The organism is Paracoccus sp. BR5-17 (assembly GCF_055693925.1).
On the sequence record NZ_JBVFUV010000003.1, the window covers coordinates 2,453,230 to 2,467,043 of the forward strand.

Consider the following 13,814-nt stretch of genomic DNA (forward strand, 5'->3'; position numbering starts at 1 on the left):
CGACCAGTTGACCGAACCATCCAGCAGCCACCGGCCCGGCGCCGCGTCGCTTTCCGGCCGTTCGGGTCCGGCGCACCGGCGGATCGCCGCGACCCGGGCCGGCGGCAGCGGACCGTCCCACCCGCATTTCTCGCAGCCCGTGCGCCAGATCGTCCTGATGGTGACGGTGCTGGCCCTGGTGCTGGCGGGCGGCTGGGTGGCCTATGGGCGCATCCTGCCGATCTTCCAGGCCAACCTGTGGCTGAACGGCGTGATCCTGGCCGTCTTCGCGCTTGGCGTGCTGGCCTGCTTCTGGCAGGTGGCGCAGCTGATCCAGTCGGTCAGCTGGATCGAACGCTTTGCCCAGCGCCGCCACACCGCCGTGGAAAAGGGCATCGCCCTGCGCAGCGGGATCGACACCGGCGACCAGCCCCCCGCCTGCTGGCGCCCCTGGCCGCGCTTCTGGGAACGCGGGGGCCGATCGGCGGCGCAATCTCGACCGGGGCGGCCAGTTCGATCCAGGAGTCCGTCGCGACACGGATCGACGAATTGCGCGACATTACCCGGTACCTGACCAACCTGCTGATCTTCCTGGGGCTTCTGGGAACCTTCTACGGGCTGGCCACGACCATTCCCGCCGTCGTGGAAACCATCCGCACCCTGGCCCCGCAAGAGGGTCAGAGCGGCATCCAGGTCTTCGACGAACTGATGAGCGGGCTTGAAGCCCAGCTTGGCGGCATGGCCACGGCCTTTTCGTCATCGCTGCTGGGGCTTGCGGGATCGCTTGTGGTGGGGCTTCTGGAACTGTTCGCGACCCACGGACAGAACCGCTTCTATCGCGAGCTCGAGGAATGGATGTCGGGCTTCACCCGCGTCAGCCTGGCCGGGTCCGAAGGCGACGCGGTCGATCAGGCGGCGCTTGCGGGCTTTCTGGAACAGATGGCGGGCCAGATGGACCGGCTCCAGCAGATCCAGGCCGAACGCGACCTGCAGCGCGACGAAGCCGCGGCCATGGCCGATGAACGGGTCGTGGTGATGGCCCAGGCGGTCGAGGCGCTGGTGCAACAGACCGAGGCCGCCCGCGAGGCCGCCTTGTCGGGCACGGGTTCGCTGGCGGGGGCGCTGTCGCGTCTGGCGGCGGGCCAGGATCGGCTGGTGGAACTGGTGCGGATGCAGGCCGAACGGCCCGCCCCGACGCCCCCCGACATGACCGGGATCGAGACCGCCCTGAACCGGCTGGCCCGCGACCTGGCCGAGGGGCGCGACGAGATGGTGGCGGAACTGCGCTCTGACCTGCTGGTGCTGACCCGCGCCGTCCGCGCCGCACGCTTCAACGATCCGTTCCGGGACGACCTGCTGCGCGATCCGCTGGTCACGCGGGACAAGGGCTAGGGCATGGCCATGCGTCGCGCCACCGCCGGGCACCGCTTCTCGACCAACATCTGGCCGGGCTTCGTGGACGCCCTGGCGACGCTGCTGATGGTGCTGGTCTTCGTCCTGACCATCTTCACGGTGATGCAATCCGTGCTGCGCGACCAGATCACCGACCAGGACGACACCATCACCGAACAGGATCAGCTCATCGCCAGCCAGGATCGGGTGATCTCGCGCCAGGAGCGGCGTCTTGAACAGCTGGGCCGGCAGGTCGCGGCGCTGGGCCAGGCGCTGACGGCCTCGGAAGGGCGCGAGGAGGCGTTGCAGGACCAGCTTGCCCAGGCCGAGGCCGAGGCCCGAGATCGGGCGGCGCGGATTGCACGGCTGTCCACGCAGCTGGAAAGCAGCCGGGGCGAACTGGCCCAGGCGCGCAGCCGCCTGACCGACTTCGAAGCCGAGGTCGCGGCCCTGATGGCGGCACGCGCGGCCGATCGGGAACAGGCCGATGCGCTGCGCCAGCAGATGCAGACGGAACTGGCGCAGCAGGAAAGCCGGGCCAATGCGGCGGAACTGGCGGTGGCCGCAGCGCGCCGGGAAACCGACGCCCAGGCCGAACAGGCCCGCCTTGCCGCCGCCCGGCGCGAGGCGCTCGAGGCGCTGACCGCGAACCTGCGCCGCGAGAACCAAGAAACCGCCGCCCGCGCCACCGCTCTGCAGGCCCAGCTGACCGAGGCCGAGGCCGCCCGCCTGACCGAGGCCGAGGCCGCGCGCGCCCTGCGCGAGCGTCTGGAACAGGCCGATGCGGAACTGACGGCCATGACCCTGTCGTTGGAGGAAAGCCGCAAGCGGGCCGAGGAGACCCTGACCCTTCTGGCCGCGGCCGAGGCCGCACGCGATCAGGCCACCGCCCAGGCCCAGCAGGCCCTGACCGAGGCCGAGCGGCAGGCCGCGCTTCTGGCGACGGCGCAGAAGGCCCTGGCGGAACAGCAGGGCCTGACCGAGGACGGCCAGAGGCGGGTCGCGCTTCTGAACGAACAGGTGGCCTCACTGACCGCGCAGCTGGGGTCGCTGCAGGCGCTGCTGGACGCGGCGGGCGACGAACAGCGGCAGGCCGAACTGCGGGTCGAGGATCTGGGCCAGCAGCTGAACGCGGCGCTTCTGCTTGCCGCCGAGGAAAAGGACCGGCGCCTGACCCTCGAGGAGCAGGCCCGCCAGCGGGCCGAGGAGGAGGCCCGCGACCTTGCCCGCTATCGGTCCGAGTTCTTCGGCAGGCTGTCGCAGATCCTGTCGGGCCGCGAGGGGGTGCAGGTGGTCGGCGACCGCTTCGTGTTCCAGTCCGAGGTCCTGTTCGCGCCCGGCGAGGCGACCCTGTCGCCCTCGGGCCGGGATCAGGTGGCGCGCGTCGCCCGGCTGCTGGCCGAGATCTCGGGCGACATCCCGCCCGAGATCGACTGGATCATCCGCGTGGACGGCCATACCGACAGCACCCCCCTGTCGGGCAGTGGCCGATACCGCGACAACTGGGAACTGAGCCAGGCGCGTGCCCTGGCGGTGGTGCGCTACATGACCGAAGAGCTGGGCTTTCCCGCCAACCGGCTGGGCCCCACCGGCTTCGCCGATACCCGCCCCGTGGCGGCAGGCGACACGCCCGAGGCACTGGCGCTGAACCGGCGGATCGAACTGAAGCTGACCGAACGCTGATCAGTGGCCGACGGTGCGGGAAAACAGGTTGACCACCAACACGCCCAGCACGATCAGCCCAAGCCCGATTACTGCGGGCAGGTCCAGTCTCTGCCCGAAGACGAAGAACCCGATCAGCGCGACCAGCACGATGCCCAGTGCGCTCCAGACCGCGTAGGCGATGCCCAAGGGCAGGCTCCGCAGGCTGAGCGACAGCAGATAGAAGCTGAGCAGATAGCACAGCGCCATGCCGACGGTGGGACCCAGCCTGGTGAACTGCTGGGACCGTTGCAACAGCGAGGTGCCGACGACCTCCAGCCCGATCGCCAGGACCAGCGGGACATAGGGGGAAACCATCAGCCCCTCGCCTCCCGTCCGTCCGGCACGCCGGCAAGCCGCCGAAGATGGCCCTCGATCTCGGAATTGACCTCGGCCCCGACCAGGACGATCATCGCCGCCAGCCACAGCCACATCATCAGCGCGACCACCGCACCAAGCGATCCGTAGGTCTCGTTGTAGTCGGCGAAGTTCGCCGCGTACCAGCTGAACAGCGCCGAGGCGATCACCAGCAGCACCGCCGCCAGGATCGCGCCCGGCGAAATCCACCGCCAGCGGGAATCTGGCGCGTCCGGCCCCCAGCGATACAACGCAGCCAGGGCCACGATCAGGACGCCGAACATGATGGGCCAGCGGACCAGCCCGACCAGCCGGCTGGTGCTGTCGGGCAGGGGCAGCATCTGCAACAGGATCGGGATGACCGCGATCATGCCCAGCATCAGGATGACCAGCACCAGCCCGCCCAGGGTGAAGGCCATCGAGACGATGTTCAGCCGGATGAAGCCGCGGGTCTCGGTCTTGAAGAAGGCCACGTTCAGGGCCGACAGCATCGCCTTCATGCCGCCGTTGGCGGAATAGAAGGCCACCAGCAGCCCGGCGATCCCGGCCAGCGACAGCACCGTTTCCGGCGAGGCGGAGATCGCCTGGATCTGGTTGCGGATGATGTCAAGCGCGCCTGCGGGCAGGAACGCCGCCAGCATGTCCAGATGGTCGGTGATGGTGGCGGGATCCGCGACCAGGCCATAGATCGACACGAAGGCGGTCAGGGCCGGAAACAGCGACAGCAGGCCGAAGAAGGTGATCCCGCCCGCCACCGCGCTGACCCGGTCCAACCCGATCTGCTGTGCGGTGGCGCTGGCGATCGCCGCCAGATCCCGCCAACGCAGATCACGCAGGCCGACATCCTCGGGCGCGAGGCGCGCCTTCCGCGCCAGGCTCGACGACCCGTCCGGTGCCTTGGCGCTGGTCTTCAGGCCAAAGCGATGGCGGGTCGAGATCGTCCAGATCGCCAAACAGCGCATCCAGAACGCTGGGGGTGTTGCTGCCGTCCATCGGATCCTGCCGGCTTTCGCGGTCACAGACGGTGCGTCCGGTCGTCCCGGTCGGCGCGATCCGCGGCGCCAGGGCTGACGGGCTGGCCGCGCAGGGCCGCGCGCAACTGCTCGGCGGTGGCGGCGAATTCCTGGACGATCCCGGTGGCCTGCGTGGCGACGCCGCGAAAGCTTTCGACGGCCAGGGCCATCGACCTGGCCACCCGCTCCAGGCTTTCGGACAGGCGGGTGGAGGTCTCGATCAGGCTTTCGGCAAAGTTCTCTTTCCGCTTCTTCGGCTTCATGTCCGCGGGGGACCGCTTCTGCGCCGCCTCGGCGCGCAGCCGGGCCGTCTCCTGCCGGTCCTGGCGATCCTGCGCGTTGACGCGGCTGCGCATCGCGTCGCGGTCGCGGTCATCCAGTTCGGCGAAACGCGGCGCCGAATAGGACGCCGCGTGATGGCGCAGGGTCGAGGTGCGCCGGGGACGGTCGTCCGAAAGCGCCTCGGCGATCTTGCGGACCGCCAGCACCGCCGCTGCCGTGCCGCCGGCGAGGCCCAGGCCGACGCCGCCCCACAGCGCGATCTTGGCCGCGGTCGATGGGGCGGGATGGCCTCGCTCGCCCCCCGGCGACACCCGGCCCGACGGAGTGGTGCGGCGGGACCGGGCGATGCCCTGCGGCACGTGATGGCCCGGCGGCACCGGACGCGGACCGAAACGGGTTTCGCTGGTATGATCGGCTTCGGTCTCGGGGCGGTTGTCGTCGTCTTGGATGGGGGTCATCTCAGCTCTCCGGCTTTCTCGGATCCGTTCGTTTCCTCAACAGCATGCACCGCTTTAATGTTCCCGCGCCGGCCGTGGGCGATCGAAAACTTGCCCCCGCGTCAACGCCCCGCTATGCCCGCGCCAACCGGAAAGGAACCCGCCATGATCCCGCGCTATGCCCGTCCCGAAATGACCGCCATCTGGTCCCCCGAGACCCGTTTCCGCATCTGGTTCGAGATCGAGGCCCATGCCTGCGACGCCCAGGCCGATCTGGGCGTGATCCCGCGCGAGAACGCCGAGGCGCTGTGGCGCGCCCGCGACGTGCAGTTCGACGTGGCTCGCATCGACGAGATCGAGGCCGTGACCAAGCACGACGTGATCGCCTTCCTGACCCATCTGGCCGAACATGTCGGGGCCGACGAGGCGCGCTTCGTCCACCAGGGGATGACCAGCAGCGACGTGCTGGACACCACGCTGAACGTCCAGCTTGTCCGCGCCGCCGACATCCTGCTGGCCGATCTGGACCGCGTGCTGGCGGCGCTGAAGCGTCGCGCCTACGAACACAAGGACACCCTCCGCATCGGCCGCAGCCACGGCATCCACGCCGAGCCGACGACGATGGGCCTGACCTTCGCCCGCTTCTACGCCGAGATGAACCGCAACCGCGATCGCCTGGAACGCGCGCGGTGGGAGGTGGCGACGGGCGCGATCTCGGGCGCGGTGGGGACCTTCGCCAACATCGATCCGGCGGTCGAGGAGCATGTCTGCGCGAAACTGGGCCTGCGCCCGGAACCGATCAGCACCCAGGTCATCCCGCGCGACCGCCACGCGATGTTCTTCGCGACGCTGGGCGTCATCGCCTCGAGCATCGAGAACATCGCCATCGAGTTCCGCCACATGCAGCGCACCGAGGTGCTGGAGGCCGAGGAATTCTTCAGCCCGGGTCAGAAGGGCAGTTCGGCCATGCCCCACAAGCGCAACCCGGTCCTGACCGAGAACCTGACCGGCCTTGCGCGTCTGGTCCGCATGGCGGTGATCCCGGCAATGGAGAACGTGGCGCTGTGGCACGAACGCGACATCAGCCATTCCTCGGTCGAACGCGGAATCGCACCCGATGCGACCATCACGCTGGATTTCGCGCTGAACCGGCTGGCCGGCGTGATCGACAAGCTGGTGATCTATCCCGAAAACATGCTGAGGAACATGAACAGGTTCAAGGGCCTGGTGATGTCACAGCGGGTGCTTCTGGCGCTGACCCAGGCCGGCGTCTCGCGCGAGGATGCCTATCGCCTGGTGCAGAGAAGCGCCATGAAGGTCTGGGAACAAGGCGCTGATTTCAAGCAGGAACTTCTGGCCGATGCCGAAGTCGTCGCGGCCCTGTCGCCGGCCCAGATCGAGGAGAAGTTCGACCTTGGCTATCATACCAGGCACGTGGACACGATCTTCCGCCGGGTGTTCGAGGAAGGCCGGACCTAGGGCGGCGTAAACCCGATGTTAGCAAAGCCCTGCCAGATTGGCCGCATGGACGGACGATCTGGTGGGACCATGACGATACAGACGGGATTGAACCAGCGGCAAAAGGCGGCGGTGATCGTGCGGCTTCTGCTTGACGACGATCAGGTGTCCGGCCTGTCGCGGCTGGACAGCGAAAGCCAGACCCTTCTGGCCGAGGAAATGGCCGGGATGGAACTGATCGATCGCCAGACACGCGACGCGATCATCACCGAATTCTGCGACAGGCTGGAATCGGTCGGCGTCACCTTTCCGGGCGATCTGGACGGGACGCTGGCGATCCTGGGCGCGCAACTGTCCGAAGACAGCACCGACAGGCTGCGCCGGCGCGCGGCGATCTCGGGGCGGGGCGATCCCTGGCCGCGCATCGCCGCCCTGCCCGCCGCGGCCCTGACGGCCCTGGCCACCTCCGAGGCTGTCGAGGTTGTGGCGCTGATGCTGTCCAAGCTGCCGGTGGAACGGGCCTCGGAACTGTTCGTCGCCCTGCCCCGCGAACGCGCGCGATCGGTGGCGCAGGCCATGTCCATGACGGCGGGGGTCAGCCCCGAATCGCTGCACCGCGTCGGCCTGATCCTGCTGCAGGCGGCCGAGGCGCTGCCCCGGCCGGCGATCCCCACCCCCGCCACCGACCGCATGGGCGCGATCCTGAACTTCGCCACCGCCGACCTGCGGGACGACGTGCTGAACAGCCTGGACAGCCACGACGCCGACTTCGCGGGCAGCGTGCGCAAGGCGATCTTCATCTTCGCCCATATCCCCGCCCGGGTGCAGCCCCGCGACGTCCCCCGCATCGTGCGCGAGGTCGATCAACCGGTTCTTGTCCGCGCGCTTGCCGCGCAAGGCGAAGCCGAGGCCGCCAGCGCCGAGTTCATCCTCTCCAACCTGTCGCAGCGCATGTCCGAGGGGCTGCGCGAGGAACGCAACGATCTGGGCAGGCTGCGCCCTTCCGACATCGAGGAAGCCATGAACGAGGTCGTTGCCGCCATCCGCCGGCTGGAGGAGGCGGGCGAGATCACCCTGATCCTGCCGCAGGACGACGACTGACGCAGCACGCGGCGGCTCGCCCCCTGCCCCCTCCCGGGCAGCCCGGCAAGGCAAGACGCGGCATTTGCATCGCCCCGGCGGGCGCGATACAGGAACCCAACGTCACCAGGTCGGGAGAAAGAACCATGGCTGTGAAAGTTGCGATCAACGGTTTCGGACGCATCGGGCGCAACGTGCTGCGCGCCATCGTCGAATCGGGGCGCACCGATATCGAGGTCGTCGCCATCAACGACCTGGGGCCGGTGGAAACCAACGCGCACCTGCTGCGCTATGACAGCGTGCATGGCCGCTTCCCCGCGCAGGTCACCGTCAACGGCGATTCCATCGATGTCGGCCGCGGCCCGATCAAGGTCACGGCGATCCGCAACCCCGCGGACCTGCCCTGGGGCGATATCGACGTCATCATGGAATGCACCGGCATCTTCACCTCGAAGGACAAGGTCCAGCCGCACCTGTCCACCGGCGCCAAGCGCGTCCTGATCTCGGCGCCCGGCGACAATGCCGACAAGACCATCGTCTTCGGCGTCAACGACGCCACGCTGACCGCCGAGGATCTGGTCGTCTCGAACGCAAGCTGCACCACCAACTGCCTGTCGCCCGTCGCCAAGGTGCTGAACGACAGCATCGGCATCGCAAAGGGCTTCATGACGACGATCCACAGCTATACCGGCGACCAGCCGACGCTGGACACGATGCACAAGGATCTGTACCGCGCCCGCGCCGCCGCCCTGTCGATGATCCCGACCTCGACCGGGGCCGCCAAGGCCGTGGGCCTCGTGCTGCCGGAACTGAAGGGCAAGCTGGACGGCGTCGCGATCCGCGTGCCGACGCCGAATGTCTCGGTCGTGGATCTGGTCTTCGAGGCCAGCCGCGACACCTCGGTCGAGGAAGTCAACGCCGCGATCAAGGCGGCCGCCGACGGCCCGATGAAGGGCATCCTGGGCTATACCGAGGAAAAGCTGGTCTCCAGCGACTTCAACCACGACCCCCATTCCTCGGTCTTCCACATGGATCAGACCAAGGTGATGGAAGGCCGGATGGTCCGCATCCTGACCTGGTACGACAACGAATGGGGCTTCTCGAACCGCATGTCCGACACGGCCGTGGCGATGGGCAAGCTGATCTGAACCCGGAACGGGCGATGCGGCGGGGCGGCGGTGAACGGCACCCGCCGCCCCTCTCCTATGCGGGATAGATCATCCGCGCCGACATCCCGCCATCGACGACGAAGCGCTGCCCGGTGATGAAGCCCGCCTCGTCCGAGGCGAGATAGGCCACCAGCCCGGCGATGTCCTGGGACCTGCCGACCCGCCCCACGGGATGCTGCGCCATCTCGGCCGCGCTGTGGTGGGGCGTGCTGCGGCTGGCGCTTTTCCGGTGATCGGCAGTCTCGATCCAGCCGGGCAGGATCGCGTTGACGCGGACATCCGGCCCCAGGCTGACGGCCAGCGCATGAGACAGGGCCAGCAGCGCGCCCTTGGCGGCCGCATAGCCTTCGGTCTGGGGCTCGGACTGCAGGGCGCGGGTCGAGGACATCAGCAGGATCGACCCGTTCGCCTGCCGCAGCAGCGGCACGGCCCCGCGCACCGTCAGGAAAGCGCCCGTCAGGTGGCTGTCCAGCATCCGCCGCCAGTCGCGCAGCGCCAGCGATTCGATCGGTCCCGTATGCGGATCCGCGATGCCGGCGTTCGAAACCAGCAGATCCAAGCCCGCGCCGTCCAGCCAGTCGCGGATCCAGGCAAAACCGCGCTCCACCCCATCCTCGTCGGCGACATCCACCGTCAACGCCAGAAGATCGGGATCGGTCGCGGACACTTCCCGGACCGCTTCGGCGTCCAGATCGAACAGCGCCACCCGCCAGCCGTCCGACCGCAGCCGCCTGACGATGCCCAGCCCGATGCCCTGCGCGCCGCCCGTGATCAATGCCGTCTTCATGCCGTGCCTCCTGCCATCCGGCAGCAGAACGGCAGCACCGGCGGATCGTTCCGTCAGCGGGTCCTGGTCAGGCGGCGGGAATTGGCCCGGGTGCGCTTGCCATAGGGGCGCAGCGCCGCGGCCATCACGCGTTCGGCGCTGGCGCCGCGGCCGGCGGCCTGGGCCATCGCGAACAGCGATTCCGTGGCGGCGGCCTGCTTTTCCGCGATCATGCGGAAAGGCTCTCCGGGGGCCTGGGTCATCATGCCCATCATGCCGGCGGTGCGCAGGCCGATCACCGTCTGCGCCTCGATGGTCATGCGGGCGAACTGGGCCCAGAGGCGGAGCGGGTTTTTTGGCATCGTCGGGAACATGAGGCTTCCTTGCACACTGGATCCGTATCTGGGCCTGCGCGGGCCTCGGCGCAAGCACATTCGGCGCGGCGGCCGGCACAATTCGTCCGGCGCCCGCTTGGCAAGCGGCATCGGCCATGTATAGAGGCAGCCTATGAGCGACCGCCTGACCCTTCGCCGGCCCGACGACTGGCACCTTCACCTGCGCGACGGCGCGATGCTGGCGGCCATCGCGCCCCATTCGGCGGGCTTCGGCCGGGCGATCATCATGCCCAATCTGGTGCCCCCGGTGGTGACGGGCGCGCAGGCCGCGGCCTATCGCGACAGGATCCTGGCGGCGCTGCCGCCCGGCGCGGCGTTGCAACCGCAGATGACGCTGTATCTGACCGATGCGACCGACCCCGCCGATGTCGTCGGCGCCTTCCGCGACGGCATCATCCGCGCCGTGAAGCTGTATCCCGCGGGGGCCACCACCAATTCCGCCAGCGGCGTGACCGACTTCGACCGCGTGCAGCCCGTGCTGGAGGCCATGGCCGAGGCCGGCGTGACGCTGTGCGTACATGGCGAAGTGACCGATCCGGCGGTGGACATCTTCGACCGCGAGGCGGTGTTCATCGACCGCGTGCTGGACCCGCTGCGCCGCCGCACCCCCGGGCTGCGCGTGGTGATGGAACACATCACGACCCGCGAGGGCGTGGCCTATGCGCGGTCCGCAGGCGACGATCTGGCGGCGACGATCACCACGCATCACCTGGTCATCAACCGCAACGCGATCCTGGCCGGGGGGATCCGCCCGCATTACTACTGCCTGCCTGTCGCCAAGCGTGAATCGCACCGCCTGGCGCTGCGCGAGGCCGCGACCAGCGGCGAGGCGCGGTTCTTCCTGGGCACCGACAGCGCCCCCCATGCGGATGCCGCCAAGCTGCAGCCCTGCGGCTGCGCGGGCTGCTTCACCGCCCCGAACACCCTGTCGATCCTGGCCCAGGTCTTCCAGGACGAGGGCGCGCTGGACCGGCTCGAGGCCTTTGCCAGCCTCAACGGCGCCGCCTTCTACGGCCTGCCGCCGAACGAGGACCGGATCACGCTGGTCAGGCGTGACAGCCCCTCGGATCATCCCGCGCGGATCCGGGCGGGGGACGAAACCGTCACCGTCTTCGACCCCGGCTTTCCGCTCTACTGGCACCTGGAGGACCGATGAGCCTGACCTTCCCCGCCCGCGAGGAGATCGCCCGCCTGACTGCGCGGATGCTGCTGGACATCAAGGCCGTGGATTTCAACGCGGCCCAGCCCTTCACCTATGCCTCGGGGCTGAAGGGGCCGACCTATGTGGACTGCCGCCGGATCATCAGCTTTCCGCGTGTGCGGCGGACGCTGATGGACTTCCTGTCCGCGACCGTCATGCGCGATGCGGGCTTCGAGGCCTTCGACAACGTGGCCGGCGGCGAGACCGCAGGCATCCCCTTCGCCGCGCTGGTGGCCGAGCGGCTGGGCCTGCCCATGACCTATGTGCGCAAGAAGCCGAAGGGCTATGGCCGCAACGCCCGCATCGAGGGCGTGATGACCGAGGGCCAGCGGGTCCTGCTGGTCGAGGATCTGACCACCGACGGCGGCAGCAAGCTGTCCTTTGTCGATGCGATTCGCGACACCGGGGCGACCTGCGCGCATACCGCCGTGATCTTCTACTACGGCATCTTTCCCGAAACGACGCAGCGGCTGGCCGATCATGGTGTAATGCTGCATCACCTCTGCACCTGGTGGGACGTGCTGGCCGAGGCCCGCCTGATGTCCGCCTTCGACGAACGGACCCTGGCCGAAGTCGAGATCTTCCTGACCGACCCGCGCGCCTGGCAGGCCGCCAACGCCTGACTTATCCACAGGCGATCCACAGAACCGCCCCCCGAAATCGAACCGCGCGGCGTTCCCCGCACGGGGCTTCGGGTGTAGAACGGGACGCAAGGACAAGAAGGGGCAGCCCATGACCAACCTGCGCGCCATCATCCCGGGCCAGCCCGTCAGCCCCGAGGACACGCCCTCGATCCCGTTCTCGCTCGAGGCCGAGCAGCAGCTTCTGGGGGCGCTTCTGACCAACAACGACGTGTTCGACCGCGTCAGCCAGATCATCAAGCCTGATCATTTCTATCATCCGGTCCATGCGCGCATCTTCGACATCTGTTCCGAACGCATCCGCCGCAATGCCCTGGCCAGCCCCGTCACCATCAAGGCCTTCCTCGAGCATGACGAGGGGCTAAAGGAACTGGGCGGCCCCGCCTATCTGGCCCGCATCGCGGGCGCCGCGATCAGCGCCTATGCCGCGCGCGACTATGCCCAGATGATCCGCGAATTCGCCCTGCGGCGGGAACTGATCCAGCTGGGCCAGGACATCGCCGCCCGCGCCGCCACCGTCGAGGTCGGCGACGAGGCCGAGGAGCAGATCAAGGCCGCCGAACAGACGCTTTACAAGCTGGGCGAGGCAGGCACGGCGGAACGCGGCTTCCAGTCCTTCCTGAAGGCCGTGACCGGCGCCGTGCAGGCGGCCAACGCCGCCTATCAGCGCGACGGCAAGCTGTCGGGGATCTCGACCGGGCTGATCGACCTGGACGCCAAGATGGGCGGGCTGAACAACTCGGATCTCATCGTCCTGGCGGGACGGCCCTCGATGGGCAAGACCTCGCTGGCCACCAACATCGCCTTCAACATCGCCAAGGCCCACAAGACCGGCGAACGTCCCGACGGCACCATCGGCACCATCGAGGGCGGCGTGGTGGGCTTCTTCAGCCTGGAGATGTCGGCCGAGCAGCTTGCCGCGCGGATCCTCTCCGAAGCGGCCGAGGTTCCCAGCGAGCGCATCCGGTCGGGCAACATGGACGAGGCCGAGTTCCGCCGCTTCGTCGAAGCCGCGCACGCCTTGCAGAACTGCCCGCTCTATATCGACGACACGCCCGCCCTGCCGATCAACCAGTTGGCCGCCCGGGCGCGCAAGCTGAAGCGGACGCATGGGCTGGACGTGCTGATGGTGGACTATCTGCAACTGCTCAAGGCCGCGTCGGCCAAGGACAGCCGCGTGAACGAGGTGTCCGAGATCACCCAAGGGCTGAAGGCCGTCGCCAAGGAACTGAACATCCCGGTGATCGCCCTGTCGCAGCTGTCGCGGCAGGTGGAAAACCGCGACGACAAGCGCCCGCAACTGTCCGACCTGCGCGAATCCGGGTCCATCGAACAGGACGCCGACATCGTGATGTTCGTGTTCCGCGAGGAATACTACAAGGAACGCGAAAAGCCGTCGGACAGCGACCTGGACGCGATGGCCAAATGGCAGCAGGTGATGGAGCAGTGCCACGGCAAGGCCGAGGTGATCCTGGGCAAGCAGCGCCACGGCCCCATCGGCACGGTCGAGCTGTCCTTCGAGGGCCAGTTTACCCGCTTTGGCAACCTGGCGCGCGACCGGCAGTCGCAATGGGACTAGGGCTGCCCGTCCCGGTCGTCACCATCGGACTGCTGATCGCCTCGAACGTCTTCATGACGGTGGCGTGGTACGGGCATCTGAAGTTCAAGACCGCGCCGCTGCTGACGGTGATCCTGGTCAGCTGGGGCATCGCCTTCTTCGAATACGTGATGCAGGTTCCCGCCAACCGGATCGGCCACGGGCATTTTAGCGCCGCGCAGCTGAAGACCATCCAGGAGGTCATCAGCCTGACGATCTTCGCGCTGTTCTCCTGGCTCTACCTGGGCGAACGCATCGGCTGGCAGCATGGCGTCGGCTTCGGGCTGATCTGCCTCGGCGCCTGGTTCATCTTCCACGACTTCGGCTGAGCGCCCGCCGGGGCGCC

The 13,814-nt window shown here is 68.4% G+C and carries 15 protein-coding genes; 10 read left to right on the forward strand and 5 right to left on the reverse strand.

Annotated features, from left to right (window positions below; all coding sequences use genetic code 11):
* Window positions 1-7 precede the first annotated feature (7 nt).
* From ACZ1HC_RS13690 to ACZ1HC_RS13700, 3 genes are read left to right on the forward strand one after another with little or no spacing between them, the layout of a single operon-like run.
* On the forward strand, window positions 8-553 hold the full coding sequence (locus ACZ1HC_RS13690; RefSeq protein WP_472700447.1) for a hypothetical protein: 546 nt from the start codon (window positions 8-10) through the stop codon (window positions 551-553).
* Window positions 529-1,371, forward strand: coding sequence for a hypothetical protein (locus ACZ1HC_RS13695; RefSeq protein ID WP_472700448.1), 843 nt, complete (start codon window positions 529-531; stop codon window positions 1,369-1,371). Before ACZ1HC_RS13690 ends, ACZ1HC_RS13695 begins: the two co-directional genes overlap by 25 nt.
* Before the next feature lie 3 nt (window positions 1,372-1,374).
* Window positions 1,375-3,054, forward strand: coding sequence for a peptidoglycan -binding protein (locus tag ACZ1HC_RS13700; RefSeq protein ID WP_472700449.1), 1,680 nt, complete (start codon window positions 1,375-1,377; stop codon window positions 3,052-3,054).
* On the opposite strand, the gene ACZ1HC_RS13705 is transcribed toward ACZ1HC_RS13700, so the two are convergent.
* From ACZ1HC_RS13705 to ACZ1HC_RS13715, 3 genes are all read right to left on the reverse strand, one after another.
* The gene (locus ACZ1HC_RS13705) at window positions 3,055-3,390 is read right to left on the reverse strand and encodes an SMR family transporter (protein WP_472700450.1); all 336 of its coding nucleotides are present in this window, start codon (window positions 3,388-3,390) and stop codon (window positions 3,055-3,057) included. It lies immediately after the preceding gene.
* Window positions 3,390-4,382: a YihY/virulence factor BrkB family protein gene (locus ACZ1HC_RS13710; RefSeq protein WP_472700451.1), complete on the reverse strand. Its 993-nt coding sequence runs from the start codon at window positions 4,380-4,382 to the stop codon at window positions 3,390-3,392. The genes ACZ1HC_RS13705 and ACZ1HC_RS13710 overlap by 1 nt, the downstream gene beginning before the upstream one ends.
* A gap of 62 nt (window positions 4,383-4,444) precedes the next feature.
* Window positions 4,445-5,182, reverse strand: coding sequence for a hypothetical protein (locus ACZ1HC_RS13715; RefSeq protein ID WP_472700452.1), 738 nt, complete (start codon window positions 5,180-5,182; stop codon window positions 4,445-4,447).
* Window positions 5,183-5,326: 144 nt separating this feature from the next.
* On the opposite strand from ACZ1HC_RS13715, the gene purB reads away from it, so the two are divergent.
* From purB to gap, 3 genes are all read left to right on the forward strand, one after another.
* The gene (gene purB, locus ACZ1HC_RS13720) at window positions 5,327-6,640 is read left to right on the forward strand and encodes an adenylosuccinate lyase (RefSeq protein ID WP_472700453.1); all 1,314 of its coding nucleotides are present in this window, start codon (window positions 5,327-5,329) and stop codon (window positions 6,638-6,640) included.
* Between the two features lie 69 nt (window positions 6,641-6,709).
* Window positions 6,710-7,720, forward strand: coding sequence for a FliG C-terminal domain-containing protein (locus ACZ1HC_RS13725; RefSeq protein WP_472700454.1), 1,011 nt, complete (start codon window positions 6,710-6,712; stop codon window positions 7,718-7,720).
* A 125-nt stretch (window positions 7,721-7,845) separates the two neighbouring features.
* On the forward strand, window positions 7,846-8,847 hold the full coding sequence (gap, locus tag ACZ1HC_RS13730) for a type I glyceraldehyde-3-phosphate dehydrogenase (RefSeq protein WP_472700455.1): 1,002 nt from the start codon (window positions 7,846-7,848) through the stop codon (window positions 8,845-8,847).
* A gap of 55 nt (window positions 8,848-8,902) precedes the next feature.
* On the opposite strand, the gene ACZ1HC_RS13735 is transcribed toward gap, so the two are convergent.
* Both ACZ1HC_RS13735 and ACZ1HC_RS13740 read right to left on the reverse strand, forming a co-directional pair.
* A complete protein-coding gene (locus ACZ1HC_RS13735; protein WP_472700456.1) occupies window positions 8,903-9,655 on the reverse strand; it encodes an SDR family oxidoreductase in 753 nt (250 codons plus the stop codon).
* A gap of 53 nt (window positions 9,656-9,708) precedes the next feature.
* Window positions 9,709-10,008, reverse strand: a complete 300-nt coding sequence (locus ACZ1HC_RS13740) for an antibiotic ABC transporter (RefSeq protein ID WP_472700457.1) — start codon at window positions 10,006-10,008, stop codon at window positions 9,709-9,711.
* 133 nt (window positions 10,009-10,141) lie between these two features.
* Here ACZ1HC_RS13740 and pyrC point away from each other — a divergent pair, with 133 nt between their 5' ends.
* The 4 genes from pyrC (at window position 10,142) to ACZ1HC_RS13760 (ending at window position 13,797) form a co-directional block, all read left to right on the forward strand.
* The gene (gene pyrC / locus ACZ1HC_RS13745; protein ID WP_472700458.1) at window positions 10,142-11,185 is read left to right on the forward strand and encodes a dihydroorotase; all 1,044 of its coding nucleotides are present in this window, start codon (window positions 10,142-10,144) and stop codon (window positions 11,183-11,185) included.
* Entirely contained in the window at window positions 11,182-11,853 is a 672-nt protein-coding gene (locus ACZ1HC_RS13750; RefSeq protein WP_472700459.1) for an orotate phosphoribosyltransferase, read from the forward strand. Before pyrC ends, ACZ1HC_RS13750 begins: the two co-directional genes overlap by 4 nt.
* Before the next feature lie 109 nt (window positions 11,854-11,962).
* Window positions 11,963-13,450, forward strand: coding sequence for a replicative DNA helicase (locus tag ACZ1HC_RS13755; protein ID WP_472700460.1), 1,488 nt, complete (start codon window positions 11,963-11,965; stop codon window positions 13,448-13,450).
* Complete coding sequence (locus tag ACZ1HC_RS13760) at window positions 13,441-13,797, forward strand: DMT family protein (RefSeq protein WP_472700461.1); 357 nt, start codon at window positions 13,441-13,443, stop codon at window positions 13,795-13,797. The genes ACZ1HC_RS13755 and ACZ1HC_RS13760 overlap by 10 nt, the downstream gene beginning before the upstream one ends.
* Window positions 13,798-13,814: the final 17 nt, after the last annotated feature.

What these genes read in the sequence shown, in the direction of transcription:
- ACZ1HC_RS13700 (WP_472700449.1), top strand. Translation starts at nt 1,375, where the DNA reads ATGGCCATGCGTCGCGCCACCGCCGGGCACCGCTTCTCGACCAACATC.
- ACZ1HC_RS13705 (WP_472700450.1), bottom strand. Translation starts at nt 3,390, where the DNA reads ATGGTTTCCCCCTATGTCCCGCTGGTCCTGGCGATCGGGCTGGAGGTC.
- ACZ1HC_RS13715 (WP_472700452.1), bottom strand. Translation starts at nt 5,182, where the DNA reads ATGACCCCCATCCAAGACGACGACAACCGCCCCGAGACCGAAGCCGAT.
- purB (WP_472700453.1), top strand. Translation starts at nt 5,327, where the DNA reads ATGATCCCGCGCTATGCCCGTCCCGAAATGACCGCCATCTGGTCCCCC.
- ACZ1HC_RS13725 (WP_472700454.1), top strand. Translation starts at nt 6,710, where the DNA reads ATGACGATACAGACGGGATTGAACCAGCGGCAAAAGGCGGCGGTGATC.
- gap (WP_472700455.1), top strand. Translation starts at nt 7,846, where the DNA reads ATGGCTGTGAAAGTTGCGATCAACGGTTTCGGACGCATCGGGCGCAAC.
- ACZ1HC_RS13735 (WP_472700456.1), bottom strand. Translation starts at nt 9,655, where the DNA reads ATGAAGACGGCATTGATCACGGGCGGCGCGCAGGGCATCGGGCTGGGC.
- ACZ1HC_RS13740 (WP_472700457.1), bottom strand. Translation starts at nt 10,008, where the DNA reads ATGTTCCCGACGATGCCAAAAAACCCGCTCCGCCTCTGGGCCCAGTTC.
- pyrC (WP_472700458.1), top strand. Translation starts at nt 10,142, where the DNA reads ATGAGCGACCGCCTGACCCTTCGCCGGCCCGACGACTGGCACCTTCAC.
- ACZ1HC_RS13750 (WP_472700459.1), top strand. Translation starts at nt 11,182, where the DNA reads ATGAGCCTGACCTTCCCCGCCCGCGAGGAGATCGCCCGCCTGACTGCG.
- ACZ1HC_RS13755 (WP_472700460.1), top strand. Translation starts at nt 11,963, where the DNA reads ATGACCAACCTGCGCGCCATCATCCCGGGCCAGCCCGTCAGCCCCGAG.
- ACZ1HC_RS13760 (WP_472700461.1), top strand. Translation starts at nt 13,441, where the DNA reads ATGGGACTAGGGCTGCCCGTCCCGGTCGTCACCATCGGACTGCTGATC.